Below are 13,201 nucleotides of genomic sequence, written 5' to 3' on the forward strand. Positions count from 1 at the left end.
CGAGCTCGTTGGTGAGGTGGTCGTTCACGCGTACGGGTTCCCTTCGTCGTCTACGGGTGCCGGGTCGGGGTGACCGGCGGGGCCTGTGCCGGCGGCGCGGCCGGAGCGGGTGCCGCGGGCGAAGGCGCCCATGCGGCGGGCGGTCTCCTCCGCGGTCCGCTCGGGCGGCGCGGCGGCGGGGCCGGGCGCGGGCGGCCCGTCGGGCACGGTGGCGGACGGGGCGGCGGGCCGCTCGGCGGGCAGCGGCGCGGCGGGCTGCCTGCGGCGGCGCTTGGGCAGGCCGCCGGCCGTGGAGCCGGTGATGGCTCCGGCGTCCGCCGGGGGGCCGGCCGGGGGCGCGGCGGGCGGGAAGACGTCGGGAATCGGCTCGGGGTGTTCCCGCGCGGGCGCCCGGTGCTGCGGCGGGCGTGCGGCGCCGGTGGGCGTGCGGGCCGGGGCCCCGGCCCGGGCGGCGGGGGGCGCCAGGGGCGTGGTGTCGGGTCCGTCGAGGTCGATCTGGCTGAGCAGGGCGCTCGGCAGGAAGAGGACGGCCCGTACGCCTCCGTAGGGCGAGCGGGTGTCGACGGAGACGCTGAAGCCGTAGCGGGCGGCGAGCACGCCGATGACGGGGAAGCCGAACTGCGGGGGGTCGCCGAGCCGGGAGACGTCCACGGTGCGCTGGCCGGAGAGGAGGGCCGCGGCGCGCTGGACCTCCTGGGCGTTCATGCCGACGCCCGCGTCGTCGATGACCACGCAGGCGCCGTTGTGCACGGGCTGGAGGCCGACCTCGACGGAGGTGTTGGGCTGGGAGTGGCGGGCGGCGTTGTCGAGGAGTTCGGCGACGGCGAGGACGACGGGCTCCACGGCCCGGCTGACGACGGCGAGGTCGGCGTGGTTGTGCACCTTGACGCGCCGGTAGTCGCGGATGCGGGAGGTGGCGCCGCGGACGACGTCGGTGAGCGGGGAGGCGGCGCGCTGCCTGCCGGGCCAGGACCCGCAGAGCACGGCGATGGCCTGGGCGCGGCGGCCGAACTGGGAGTTGGCGTGGTCGATCTGCAACAGGTCGCGCAGCACGTCGGGGTTGTCGTGCCGCTCCTGCATGTCGGAGATGGCCAGCTGCTGTTCGTGCGCGAGGCCCTGGAGGGCGCGCATGGACGCCTTGAGCGCGGCCTTCGCGGACTGGTCGGCGCGGGCCTGCGCCTTGTCCACGGCCTGGGTGAAGAGGTCCATCACGGACTGGAGGCCCTGGGCGAACACGGTGCCGCCGAGCCGCTCGTCGAGCAGTCCGGGCAGGGGCACGGGCTGGTGCATGGACGCCGTGACGGCGGGGAGCCGGACGGTGACCAGGTGCCGCACTTCGGTGTCACGCGTCTGGAGGCCGTCCTCCAGTGCCGCGACGCGCCTGCGCACGGCGGCGGTGATCCCCCGCTGGCGCACCAGCAGCACCGCCACGGCGACCAGCGCGGCGACCAGGCACCAGCTCACCACCTCCGGTATGTGATGTGACATCAATTCCTCGCGGGCGAAGGGGGCATGCGGTCGGCTGTACGGGGTCGGTGTCCTGAACGTCCCGCCCGGAAGCGGAATACGCCGATCATCCTAACCACGCGGACGGCCGTGTGGCCGATCTTCGCCCACGATTTACCGAACAGGTATACGCACCGGCGAATCGCCCCCGAGAGCCGCACGGGGGCTCTCCCGGCGGCCCGGTGAGGGTGCGTCACGGCGCGGGCGGCCCGCCCGCGCCGGTGTCGCTCAGACGGTGACGGCGTCCCACTGCCGGTCGGGGAACTCCGCGCCGGTCAGGGCGGTCAGCGGGGCCGCCTTCACGGCCGTCTCCTCGTACTCCTCCCCGGCGTCGGACAGCGCGATGATCGCGCCACCGGCGCCGTAGCGCACCCGCCCGGGGGTGATCACCGCGGTCCGGATCACGACACTGAGGTCGGCGGCGCCGTTGAGGGAGAGATAGCCGATGGCCCCGGAGTAGATGCCGCGCGGCCCGCCCTCAAGCCGGTCGAGGATCCGCATGGTCCGGACCTTCGGCGCCCCGGTCATCGAGCCGGGCGGGAAGCAGGCCCGTACGCAGTCCACGGCCGTGCGGTCCGGGCGCAGCCGGGCCCGGACGGTGCTGACCAGCTGGTGGGCCTTGGCGTAGCTCTCGACGCGGAAGATGTCGTCGGCCTCGACCGAGCCGGTCCGCGCGCAGCGGCCGAGGTCGTTGCGGACGAGGTCCACGATCATCAGGTTCTCGGCGCGGTCCTTCTCGCTGGCGCGCAGGTCGGCGAGCAGCTCGGCGTCCTCCTCGGGGGTCGCGCCGCGGGGCCGGGTGCCCTTGATGGGCCGGGACTCGGCGAGGCCGTCCCGGCCGACGCGCAGGAAGCGTTCGGGCGAGGTGCTGAGGACGGACAGCTCGCCGAAGCGCAGCAGCGCGCCGAAGGGGGACGGGCTGGCGCGGCGCAGGAAGCGGTAGCTCTGCCAGGGGTCCGGGGCGCCCTCGGTCTCGGCCATGTTGGTGAGGCAGATCTCGTAGGTCTCCCCCGCGGCGATCTGCTCCTTGCAGTCGTCGATCAGCCGCAGGTAGGCGTCGCGGCCGTGGCGCAGCCGCAGCGCGCCGGTGGTCCCGGCGGGCCGGGCCGGTGCGGGCCGCCGCACGCCGGAGAGCGCCGCGAGCCGCCGGGCCGTGGTGTCCAGCCAGGTGCGGGCGGCGCTCTCGCCGCCGTCCTCGGCGAGCGCGAGGAGGTGGGTGGTGCGGGTGTGGTGGTCCAGGACGAGCGCCCGGTCGCTGAACACCATGGTGGCGTCGGGCTCCTCGGGCCGGTGGGCGAGCTCGCCGCCGCACTCGGCCTTCAGTCCGTAGCCGAGGTAGCCCACCCAGCCGAGCGCGAAGTCGAAGGGCAGCTCAGGGCCGTCGGGCGCCTCGGCGCGGGTGGCCCGAAGGTCCTGGTCGAGCCAGTCAAGGAACTCCCCGGTGACCACCTCGGCTGAGGTCGCGGAGCGCACGGTGACGGTGCTGCTCCAGACGTCGGCGGTGGCGACCCTGGCGAGCGGCCCCGAGGCGTCGCCCATGACGGAGAAGCGGCCGGTGCCGTCGTCGTGGCGGCCGGCGTCGAGCCAGTAGGCGTACGGATCCTGCCGGAAGAGCCGGTCGAAGGCCATCTCGTCGTCCCACCGGGTGGGCAGGGCGGCGGCGAGGACGCGCAGCCGGCGGCCCCGCGGGCGTACGGGCGGGTCCGCGGGGGCGGGCGGGGCGGCCGGCGGGGCGGCGCGTCTGCCCCGGCCGCGCTCCTCGCTCAGCCGCCGGAAGTTGCGCAGGAGCCGGTGGCCGTGGGCGCTGCCGACCGACTCGGGGTGGAACTGCACGCCCCAGAGCGGCCGTTCGCGGTGGCGGAGCGCCATGACCAGGCCGTCGGCGGTCCAGGCGGTGGCCTCCATGACGGCCGGGAGCCTGCCGACGGTGAGCGAGTGGTAGCGCACGGCCCGCAGGGGCGAGGGCAGCCCCGCGAAGAGCCCGGTCCCTTCGTGCAGCACGGCCGAGACGCGCCCGTGGTACGGCTCCGGGGCCCGGTGGACCTCGCCGCCGTGGAGCAGCGCCATGCCCTGGTGCCCGAGGCACACCCCGAGCGTGGGCAGGCGGCCCTCGGTCACGATCTCCCGGCAGATGCCGAAGTCGGCGGGCCGGTCGGGGCTGCCGGGTCCCGGCGAGAGCACCACATTGTCGAAGGCGGCGAGGTGGGACAGCCGCCAGGAGGGGTCGTCGTTGACGACGACCTCGGGCTCCTGGCCGTTGACCTCGGCGAGATAGTGGAACAGGTTGTAGGTGAAGGAGTCGTGGTTGTCGACGAGCAGCGTACGCACGGGCTCCCCCATAACAGAGTGTCAACTTCCGGTGACCGACCGGGTGTTCGTCCATCATCGCCCATCGACGGCGCGATCAGGAAGGTGATCCAGGACGCAGGGCGCCACAGGACCCCGGCCCGGACGCCATCGCTCCGCCCGCGCCCGCCCGCCTTGATCGTCCGGGAGGCCTCCGGGCGGGCCCCGGGCGCGGGGATCCCGGGGCCGGTGTACGGCCGCGCCGTGGGCGTCGGGCTCGGGCGCGCACCCCAGGGGACAACGGATACGGTGGTCCCATGCGCCGACGCGGACCAACCTCCTGTGGGCGCATCGCGTCGATACCGCGGAGCGCGCGCTCCGACGGGCCCGTGAGCCGAACGAGAACGACAAGGGAAGATGTGAGCAGGTTGTTGGTGCAGGTCAGCGCGGTAGTCCGGAGCACGGGGTAATCGTCATGCACATTGTGATCATGGGCTGCGGCCGAGTGGGCTCGGCCCTCGCGCAGACCCTTGAGCAGCAGGGTCATACGGTCGCCGTGATCGACCAGGACCCCACTGCCTTCCGGCGTCTGGGCTCCGGCTTCGGCGGGCGGCGGGTGACCGGCGTCGGCTTCGACCAGGACACCCTGCGCGAGGCGGGCATCGAGGAGGCCGGGGCGTTCGCCGCGGTCAGCAGCGGCGACAACTCCAACATCATCGCGGCCCGGGTGGCCCGGGAGATGTTCGGCGTCGAGAATGTCGCGGCCCGCATCTACGACCCGCGCCGCGCCGAGGTCTACCAGCGGCTGGGCATCCCCACCGTGGCCACCGTGCGGTGGACGGCGGACCAGATGCTGCGGCGGCTGCTGCCGTCCGGCTCGGAGCCGCTGTGGCGCGACCCGAGCGGCGGTGTGCAGCTCGCGGAGGTGCCCATCGCGGACTCCTGGGTGGGCCACAAGATCAGCAGGCTCCAGGACGAGACCGGGGTGCGCGTCGCCTTCCTCACCCGGCTGGGTGAAGCGATGCTGCCGTCGTCGCAGACGGTCCTGCAAGAGGGTGACCTGGTGCACGTGATGATGCGCACGGACGAGGTCGAGAAGGTCGAGGCCGCGTGCGCCGAAGGCCCTGAGGAGGCGCACCGATGAGGGTTGCCATTGCCGGTGCGGGTGCCGTCGGGCGTTCCATCGCGGGTGAGCTGCTGGAGAACGGGCACGAGGTGCTGCTCGTCGACAAGGCGCCGACCGCCATCTCGGTGGAGCGCGTGCCGCTCGCCGAGTGGCTGCTGGCCGACGCGTGCGAGATCACCTCGCTCGACGAGGCGGCCCTCCAGCGCTGCAACGTGGTGATCGCCGCGACGGGCGACGACAAGGTCAACCTGGTCGTCTCGCTGCTCGCCAAGACGGAGTACGGGGTGCCGCGGGTCGTGGCCCGGGTGAACAACCCCAAGAACGAGTGGCTCTTCAACGAGTCCTGGGGCGTGGACGTCGCCGTGTCCACCCCGCGTCTGATGTCGGCCCTGGTCGAGGAGGCCGTGAGCGTCGGCGACCTGGTGCGCCTGATGCGCTTCAGCCAGGGCGACGCCAACCTCGTCGAGCTGACCCTGCCGCCGGAGTCCGCCCTGGCGGGCACGCGCGTCGGCGACGTGGACTGGCCGGAGGACACCTCGCTGGTGACGATCATCCGCGGCAACCGCGTGCTGACCCCCAGCAAGGAGGACGCGCTGGAGGCGGGCGACGAGCTCCTCTTCGTAGCGGCCCCGGCGCGCGAGGAACAGCTGGAGGATCTCCTGTCGGTCCGCAAGGACGACGCGTAGAAAATCGCCGGACGGGCTGGACAACCAGCCCGTCCGGCGATTGAGGACCGGGGTCCGGGGCGGACCTCAGCGGTGCCGCGAGGGATCCCGGACGAGCTCCTCCGCCGCCTCGTCCAGCGCACCGTCCAGCACGGCGGTAACCCCGGACTTCTCCACAGCGGCAGCGGCCTCCGCCGCCTCCATCTCCGCGAAGACGTCGATCGGCGGCGGAGCCTTCGCCAGGAAGATCCACGTCAGGTAGACGGACAGCAGCATCGGCGGGATGCCGAGGGCCACCTTGACCCAGCCCAGGGACGTCGCGTCGCCCCACCAGTAGAGCGGGAAGAGGATCGCCGACTTGGCGAGCAGGATCAGGCCCCAGGCCCAGCTGGCCTTGGTGTACGCGACCTTGCGGCCGGGGTTGCGGGTGCGCCAGGAGAGGTTCTCCTTGAACACCGGGCCGAGGATCAGGCCGAGCAGCGGATAGCCCACGAGCGAGGTGACGATGTACGCCACGGCGAGCCCGAGGCTGTAGAGCATGCCCGGCAGGTAGAAGTTCTTGGCGTCGCCGGACATCATCGCGAAGACCGCGCCGAAGGCGACCCCGAAGACACCGCTGAAGGCGTGCTTGAGGGTGTCCTTGCCCACGAGCCGCGCGATGCCCAGCACCACGGACAGGCCGAGCGCCGCGATGGCCGCGACGTGGATGTCCCGCTTGACGGTGTAGATCGCGACGAAGACCAGGCCCGGCACGGTCGTCTCGACCATGCCCCGCACTCCGCCGAACGCCTCGAAGAGGGCCGCCTCGGTGGCCGATCTCGCGTCGGCGCCGCCGGCGCCCTGTCCTTGCTGGTCCGTCGGCTTGTCGAGAGACGTCACCCGCTACTCCTGTCCGAGCGGTCGGAGTTCGTACTTGGGATTGAACAGCACCCGGCGTCCACGGCTCATGGAGATCCGACCGGAGGCGATCAGCTTACGGCCGGGTTCGATGCCGACGATGGAACGGCGTCCGAGCCACACCACATCGAGCGCCGCCGAGCCGTCGAACAGCTCCGCCTCCAGCGCGGGCACCCCGGCACGGGGGCGGAGCGTAACGGTCCGCAGCGTGCCGGTGACCTTGACTATCTGGCGGTCGTCGCAGTCGCAGATGCGGGTGCAGCCCACCGCCTCCGCGTCCTGTTGCAGCTCCGCGGAGTGCAGGTCCTCCTGCGAGGTGGACAGCCGGTCGAGCATCCGGCGAAAGCGGCCGGTCGGCTTCTCGGAACGGGGTACGGCACTCATGAATCAAGCGTACCGTCGGCCCATCCGGGCGGGACCCGTACGTCATACGGGTGACCCACCCACCCCGGTGCTCCACCCCCCTCACACCTCGAAGCGGTACCCCATCCCCGGCTCGGTAATGAAGTGCTTCGGGTGCGACGGGTCCAGTTCGAGTTTGCGGCGGAGCTGGGCCATGTAGACCCGGAGGTAGTTGGTCTCGGTGCCGTACGACGGGCCCCAGACCTCCTGGAGCAGCTGCTTCTGGCTGACGAGACGGCCCGTATTGCGTACCAGGACCTCCAGCAGGTGCCACTCCGTCGGGGTGAGCCGGACGTCCCGGCCCCCGCGGTTGACCTTCTTCGCCGCCAGGTCGACGGTGAAGACCTCGGTCTCGACGATCGCGTCGTCGCCCGCGGCGGACGGCCCCGTCGGCTCCGCGCGCCGGACGGCCGCGCGCAGCCGGGCGAGCAGCTCGTCCATGCCGAAGGGCTTGGTGACGTAGTCGTCCGCGCCCGCGTCGAGCGCCTCGACCTTCTCGTCGGAGGTCTGCCGGGCGGAGAGGACGAGGATCGGCACCCGGGTCCAGCCGCGCAGGCCCTTGATCACCTCGACGCCGTCCATGTCGGGCAGGCCGAGGTCGAGGATGACCACGTCGGGGTGGCGGGCGGCGGCGAGCTGGAGTGCCGTGGCGCCGTCGGGGGCGGCGTCGACCTCGTACTTCCGCGCCTTGAGGTTGATCACGAGAGCGCGGACGATCTGCGGCTCGTCATCCACCACGAGCACCCGGTTCATTCGGAACCACCTCTGCTGTTCGTTCGGGCCCATCCGCTGGGCCCGGGGTCTTGGTCGGTGAGCTGTGTGTGCTGTGTGCAGCGGGGGTCAGGAGGTGGCATGGGCCGGGAGCTCCGGGCGTACGGGCGGGTGGCCCGCGGCGACCCGCAGGGTGAGGACCATGGTCATCCCGCCGCCGGGGGTGTCCTCGGCGGTGAGCGTGCCGCCCATGGCCTCGGCGAAGCCCCGGGCGACGGCGAGGCCGAGGCCGACGCCGGCGCCGCGCGGAGCGTCACCGTAGCGCTGGAAGGGCTCGAAGATGCGGTCCTTGGCGCTGTCGGGGACGCCGGGGCCCCGGTCGGCGACGCGGACCTCCACGCGCTCGCCCAGGGCGCTGGCGGCGACGAGGACGGAGGTGCCGTCGGGGCTGTACTTCACGGCGTTCTCGACGATGTTCGCGACGCTGCGCTCCAGCAGCCCGGGGTCGACGGCCACCATGGGCAGCGACTCGGGGATGTCGAGGGTGACGCTGCTCTCGGGGACCCCGCCCAGGGCCATCGGGACCACCTCGTCGATGTCGATCTCGCGGATCAGCGGGGTGACGGTGCCGGTCTGGAGCCGGGACATGTCGAGGAGGTTGCCGACGAGGTGGTCGAGCCGGTCCGCGCCGTCCTCGATGCCCGCGAGCAGCTCGGCCTCGTCCTCCTCGGACCAGGAGACGTCGTCGGAGCGCAGGGAGGTCACCGCGGCCTTGATCGCGGCGAGCGGCGTGCGCAGGTCGTGGCTGACGGCCGCCAGCAGGGCCGTACGGATGCGGTTGCCCTCGGCGAGCTCCTGGGCCCGCTCGGCCTCGCCCACGAGCCGCTGCCGGTCCAGGAAGACCGCGGCCTGGGCGGCGAAGGCGGCCAGGACGCGGCGGTCCTCGGCGGGCAGCACCCGGCCGGAGAGGGCGAGGGCCATGTTGTCGCCCACCGGCATGTCCACGTCGGCGTCCTCGGGGCGCAGCAGGGGCTTGCCGCTGCTGGTGACGACGCTGCTCGCGCAGGTCCAGGGGTCGACCTCGCTGGTGCGCTCCAGCAGGGCGACGGACTCCATCGCGAAGGTCTCCCGCACCCGCTCCAGGAGGGCGTCCAGGCTGGTGTCGCCGCGCAGGACGCTGCCGGCGAGGAAGGACAGCACCTCGGACTCGGCGCGCAGCCGGGCGGCCTGGTGGGTGCGGCGGGCGGCGAGGTCGACCACGGAGGCCACGGAGACCGCGACGAACACGAAGATCGTGATGGCGACGATGTTCTTGGGGTCGGTGATCGTCAGCCGGTGCAGCGGTTCGACGAAGTAGTAGTTCAGCAGCAGCGAGCCGAAGGCCGCCGAGGCCAGCGCCGGCAACAGACCGCCGAGCAGTGCGGCCGCCACCGTCATGCACAGGAACAGCAGCATGTCGTTGGCGAGCCCGAGGTCCGGGTCGATGTGCGTGAGCAGCAGGCTGAGCAGGGCGGGGACGACGACGCCGACGAACCAGCCGCCCACGATGCGGCCCCGGCCGAGGCGGGCGCCGCGGGCGACGGGCAGGCCGCGGCCCTTGGCGACCTCCTCGTGGGTGACGATGTGGACGTCGAGGTCGGGGCCGGAGTCCCGGGCGACGGTCTGGCCGACGCCGGGGCCGAAGATGTACTGCCAGGTCTTGCGGCGGCTGGAGCCGAGCACGACCTGGGTGGCGTTGACGCCGCGGGCGAACTCCAGCAGCGAGGCGGGTACGTCGTCGCCGATCACGTGGTGGAAGGTGCCGCCGAGGTCCTCGACCAGGGTGCGCTGGACGGCCAGCTCCTTCGGCGAGGCCGAGGTGAGCCCGTCGCTGCGGGCGATGTAGACGGCGAGGATCTCGCTGCCGGAGCCCTTGGCGGCCATGCGCGAGGCGCGGCGGATCAGGGTGCGGCCCTCGGGGCCGCCGGTGAGGCCGACGACGATGCGCTCGCGGGCCTGCCAGATCGAGGAGACGCTGTGGTCGGTGCGGTACTGCCGGAGGTACTCGTCGACGCGGTCGGCCGTCCACAGCAGCGCCAGCTCGCGCAGCGCGGTGAGGTTGCCGGGCCGGAAGTAGTTGGAGAGTGCGGCGTCGACCTTGTCGGGCTTGTAGATGTTGCCGTGCGCCATGCGGCGGCGCAGGGCCTGCGGCGACATGTCGACGAGCTCGATCTGGTCGGCGCGGCGGACGACCTCGTCGGGGACGGTCTCCTGCTGCCGGACCCCCGTTATGGACTCGACCACGTCGCCCAGCGATTCGAGGTGCTGGATGTTGACGGCCGAGACGACGTCGATGCCCGCCTGGAGGAGCTCCTCGACGTCCTGCCAGCGCTTGGTGTTGCGGGAGCCGGGCACATTGGTGTGGGCGAGCTCGTCGACGAAGGCGACGGCGGGGCGGCGGGCCAGCACCGCGTCGACGTCCATCTCGCTGAAGACGGTCCCCCGGTAGGTGAGCTCCCGGCGGGGCACCTCCTCCAGGCCGTGCAGCAGCACCTCGGTGCGCGGGCGGCCGTGGTGTTCGACGAAGCCGACGGCGGCGTCGGTGCCGCGCTCGACCCGGCGGTGCGCCTCGGAGAGCATCGCGTACGTCTTGCCGACGCCCGGTGCCGCGCCGAGGTAGATCCGAAGCTTGCCGCGTCCCATGGCCCCATTGTCTTTCACGAAACGCGACAGTGTTCGGAGCGGTTGTCCGCCCCGAGGTGCAGCACTGTCGCGCATGTTCGACCTTACGGCCATGGTTCTGGACATTTGCCGCGCGGGGCCGCTGCTCAGCAGGTATTGACGCGGTCCTGACGCGTGACCGCGTAACCACGGCCCGGGTCTCCGGGGCACGCCCCGGTGCCGTGCCGGGATGACACCATGCCCGGTATGACCGACGTACGCACCGCGCACACCTCGCAGCTGACCAAGGCGGAACTCGCGGCCGTGAGGGACCTGATGGACCACGCCTTCGAGGGGGGCTTCAACGACGACGACTGGGACCACACCGTCGGTGGCATGCACGCCCTCGCGTATGCGAACGGCGAGCTGATCGGCCACGGCTCGCTCGTCCAGCGCCGCCTGCTGCACGGCGGCCGCGCCCTGCGCACCGGCTATGTGGAGGCGGTGGCGGTCCGCGCGGACCGGCGCCGCCAGGGCGTCGCCTCGGCGGTGATGGGCGCGCTGGAGCACGTCCTGCGGCACGGCGCGTACGAGCTGGGGGCGCTCGGCGCCGCCGACGAGGCCGTGCCGCTGTACGTGGGCCGCGGCTGGCGGCAGTGGCGCGGCCCGTCCTCGGTGCTCGCCCCCACGGGGATCGAGCGCACCGCGGAGGAGGACGGCTGCATCCATGTGCTGCCGCTGGGCACCGAGCTCGACCTCGACGGGGAGCTGGTGTGCGACTGGCGCCCGGGGGACGTCTGGTGACGTACGTGCCCCTGCCTCGGGGGAGTTGAGGCAGGGACACGCGGCAAAGGGGGCGGGCGCCGGTCCCGCGGCGCCGCAGTCGATCTTGATCGTAGCCCGCGAACGCCCCATTTGCCCAGCGGAATCCGTCATTTCACCCCGCGTCGGTGCGCGGCCTGGGCACCGGCCGCGCGCCCAGCAGTTCGGCGAGGCCCTGGCGGGTGGCGGCGACCACGACGCGGTCGTCGGGGCGCAGTACGTATCCGGGCGCCGGCTCGCCCGGCGGGTGGGGCGGCCGCGCGGGCGCCTCCGGCCGGTCGCCGGTGCTCTCCGAGGCCAGGGCGAGGACGCGCCAGGAGCCCGGCCGGAACGCCTCGGCGAGCGTGCGGCCCACCAGCCCCGGGTGGCTCCCGGCCTCCACCGCGGCGATGAGGAGCACCCGCCGCTCCACCGGTACCGCACCCAGGATCTGACGGCCCATCATCGCCCCGGCGAAGGCCGGGGCGACCAGGTAGGAGACGCTGCGGCTGCGGGTCCGGGCGCGGGGGTGGGAGTCGCGCAGCGTGCGGTAGACGGCCTTGGAGAACCGGTCCTCGTACAGCCGCATGACCACGCCGACGTCCGGCCTGACCGCGCGGGCGTAGAGCACCGCCTCCAGATTGGTGGTGTCGCTGCTGGTGAGCGCGAGCAGGGTGCGGCTCTCGCCGATCTTGGCGGCCTCCAGCACGCCTTCCTCCGTGACGTCGCCGATGACGGTCGGCACCCGCAGCGAGCGGGCGAGCGCCACCCCGCGGGCCTGGGGGTCGCGCTCCACGCAGACGACCGGGATGTCCAGTTCGCGCAGCCGGGCCAGCACCCGGGACCCGATCTTGCCGAGCCCGAGCAGCACCACGTGGCCGGAGAGCCCGCGCGGCGGGCGGCGCAGCGCGGAGGCCGAGCGGAAGGTCCCGAGCCCCTCCAGCGCGGCGGCCACCAGCAGCGGGAGCAGCAGCAGTCCGGCGAGGCCGGAGAGGAGCTGGAGGACCTGCCGCCCGAGCGGCTGGCCGATCGCCGGGTCGTTGATGGCGAAGAGGTCGAGGAGGGAGAGGTAGGCGGCGTGCGTGGGGTTCTCGTCGGTGACCAGCCAGGAGGCGACGGCCAGCCCGCAGACGGCGGCGGCGAGCCAGGCAAGGGCCCAGCGCAGCCGGGGCGAGAAGAACGACCCCAGGGGCAGGCTGCGGTCTCTCAGCCGGGGGGTGCGGTGCGGCGGTACGGAGTAGTGGACCCGCTCCAGGACGATGCGGCCGCGGCCGCCCGCCCCCGCCACGGCCTCCGCGTCCGGCAGCATGACGGGGCCTTCGCCGTCGGCGCCGTCGGAGCGCGGCGGGGTGAGGAGCGCGACGGTGCGGTCGCCGGGGCGGGCGGGCTCGCCGGGTGCGAGCGGGGGTCTCTCGACGGCTCTCAGCAGCAGCCCGCCCGCCTCGATGACCTTGGAGTGGCCGGAGACGGCCGCCGCGACGAGCGCGGGGGCCGCGGTGTCGGCGTCCGAGAGGACGGTGGTGGTCGCCTCGGCGCCGCCGAGGTCGCCCGGGTCCCCGTTGCCCGTCCGGCCGGCCTGGTCGAGGAGCTCCTCCAGGTGCTGGCCGAGCCGGCGGTTGTACATCCGGATGACCAGCCGCAGCCGGGGGTTGGCGCGGCGGGCGCGCAGCGCGGCGTGGATGTTGGTCTCGTCGTCGTCATAGACGAGGGCGAGGGCGGTGGCCCGGTCCACGCCGGCTTCGGCGAGCGCCTCGTCGTCGGGCTCGGGCGCCTCCACGACGCGTACGAGCCCGCCGGACGGACTCCCCGCGCCGGAGCTGCCGTTGACCCCGGCGGCGCGGCCCACCACGCCGGTCACGCGCCCGAGGAGGGTGGCGGCGCGGCCGGGCACGGCGGCGAGGCGGGAGCGTCCGTCGCGGGCGGGCGGCACGACGAGGGTGACGCGCTCGCCGTAGACGCCGGAGAGTTCGGCGGCGAGCCGGTGGACGAGACCGTCGTCGCCGCAGACCACCATGTGCGGTGCGGGCGGGATGACTTGGGGCTGCGGGGAGAGTGAGGCCACGCTTCCCAGAGTGCCCTGCCGCGGGTCGAACGTTCAGCTGATTGGGTGCGGTTCCCCGGTCCCACGACAACGGCGGACGGCCGGGGCTCCGTGCCCCGGCCGTCC

The 13,201-nt window shown here is 73.5% G+C and carries 10 protein-coding genes; 3 read left to right on the plus strand and 7 right to left on the minus strand.

From position 1 onward, the window contains the following. Nucleotides 1-24: 24 nt before the first annotated feature. Together ABD269_RS27540 and pabB are read right to left on the minus strand one after the other, a co-directional pair. Entirely contained in the window at nt 25-1,488 is a 1,464-nt protein-coding gene (locus ABD269_RS27540; RefSeq protein ID WP_344122181.1) for an ATP-binding protein, read from the minus strand. Between the two features lie 246 nt (nt 1,489-1,734). Next, nucleotides 1,735-3,834: an aminodeoxychorismate synthase component I gene (pabB, locus tag ABD269_RS27545; protein ID WP_344122183.1), complete on the minus strand. Its 2,100-nt coding sequence runs from the start codon at nt 3,832-3,834 to the stop codon at nt 1,735-1,737. A 433-nt stretch (nt 3,835-4,267) separates the two neighbouring features. Here pabB and ABD269_RS27550 point away from each other — a divergent pair, with 433 nt between their 5' ends. Both ABD269_RS27550 and ABD269_RS27555 read left to right on the plus strand, forming a co-directional pair. Further along, nucleotides 4,268-4,936, plus strand: coding sequence for a potassium channel family protein (locus tag ABD269_RS27550; RefSeq protein ID WP_116214315.1), 669 nt, complete (start codon nt 4,268-4,270; stop codon nt 4,934-4,936). After that, on the plus strand, nt 4,933-5,604 hold the full coding sequence (locus tag ABD269_RS27555; protein ID WP_301891811.1) for a potassium channel family protein: 672 nt from the start codon (nt 4,933-4,935) through the stop codon (nt 5,602-5,604). The genes ABD269_RS27550 and ABD269_RS27555 overlap by 4 nt, the downstream gene beginning before the upstream one ends. A gap of 66 nt (nt 5,605-5,670) precedes the next feature. Here ABD269_RS27555 and ABD269_RS27560 read toward each other — a convergent pair whose 3' ends face one another. From ABD269_RS27560 to ABD269_RS27575, 4 genes are all read right to left on the minus strand, one after another. Further along, on the minus strand, nt 5,671-6,462 hold the full coding sequence (locus tag ABD269_RS27560; protein WP_301891813.1) for a DUF3159 domain-containing protein: 792 nt from the start codon (nt 6,460-6,462) through the stop codon (nt 5,671-5,673). Between the two features lie 3 nt (nt 6,463-6,465). Then, nucleotides 6,466-6,864: an OB-fold nucleic acid binding domain-containing protein gene (locus ABD269_RS27565; RefSeq protein ID WP_116214312.1), complete on the minus strand. Its 399-nt coding sequence runs from the start codon at nt 6,862-6,864 to the stop codon at nt 6,466-6,468. An 81-nt stretch (nt 6,865-6,945) separates the two neighbouring features. After that, complete coding sequence (locus ABD269_RS27570; RefSeq protein WP_116214311.1) at nt 6,946-7,635, minus strand: response regulator; 690 nt, start codon at nt 7,633-7,635, stop codon at nt 6,946-6,948. A gap of 87 nt (nt 7,636-7,722) precedes the next feature. Next, on the minus strand, nt 7,723-10,275 hold the full coding sequence (locus tag ABD269_RS27575) for a DUF4118 domain-containing protein (protein ID WP_344122188.1): 2,553 nt from the start codon (nt 10,273-10,275) through the stop codon (nt 7,723-7,725). 216 nt (nt 10,276-10,491) lie between these two features. Here ABD269_RS27575 and ABD269_RS27580 point away from each other — a divergent pair, with 216 nt between their 5' ends. Beyond that, on the plus strand, nt 10,492-11,037 hold the full coding sequence (locus ABD269_RS27580; RefSeq protein WP_425572994.1) for a GNAT family N-acetyltransferase: 546 nt from the start codon (nt 10,492-10,494) through the stop codon (nt 11,035-11,037). A gap of 133 nt (nt 11,038-11,170) precedes the next feature. Here the strand turns inward: ABD269_RS27580 and ABD269_RS27585 are convergent, their stop codons facing one another. Then, the gene (locus tag ABD269_RS27585; protein ID WP_344122192.1) at nt 11,171-13,048 is read right to left on the minus strand and encodes an NAD-binding protein; all 1,878 of its coding nucleotides are present in this window, start codon (nt 13,046-13,048) and stop codon (nt 11,171-11,173) included. Nucleotides 13,049-13,201: the final 153 nt, after the last annotated feature.

It is taken from the genome of Streptomyces blastmyceticus, assembly GCF_039521185.1.
Classification (GTDB): domain Bacteria; phylum Actinomycetota; class Actinomycetes; order Streptomycetales; family Streptomycetaceae; genus Streptomyces; species Streptomyces blastmyceticus.

Coding starts and splice junctions, on each gene's coding strand:
- ABD269_RS27585 (WP_344122192.1), bottom strand. CDS start 13,048: ATGGTGGTCTGCGGCGACGACGGTCTCGTCCACCGGCTCGCCGCCGAA.
- ABD269_RS27575 (WP_344122188.1), bottom strand. CDS start 10,275: ATGGGACGCGGCAAGCTTCGGATCTACCTCGGCGCGGCACCGGGCGTC.
- ABD269_RS27580 (WP_425572994.1), top strand. CDS start 10,492: ATGCCCGGTATGACCGACGTACGCACCGCGCACACCTCGCAGCTGACC.
- ABD269_RS27565 (WP_116214312.1), bottom strand. CDS start 6,864: ATGAGTGCCGTACCCCGTTCCGAGAAGCCGACCGGCCGCTTTCGCCGG.
- ABD269_RS27570 (WP_116214311.1), bottom strand. CDS start 7,635: ATGAACCGGGTGCTCGTGGTGGATGACGAGCCGCAGATCGTCCGCGCT.
- ABD269_RS27540 (WP_344122181.1), bottom strand. CDS start 1,488: ATGTCACATCACATACCGGAGGTGGTGAGCTGGTGCCTGGTCGCCGCG.
- ABD269_RS27550 (WP_116214315.1), top strand. CDS start 4,268: ATGCACATTGTGATCATGGGCTGCGGCCGAGTGGGCTCGGCCCTCGCG.
- ABD269_RS27555 (WP_301891811.1), top strand. CDS start 4,933: ATGAGGGTTGCCATTGCCGGTGCGGGTGCCGTCGGGCGTTCCATCGCG.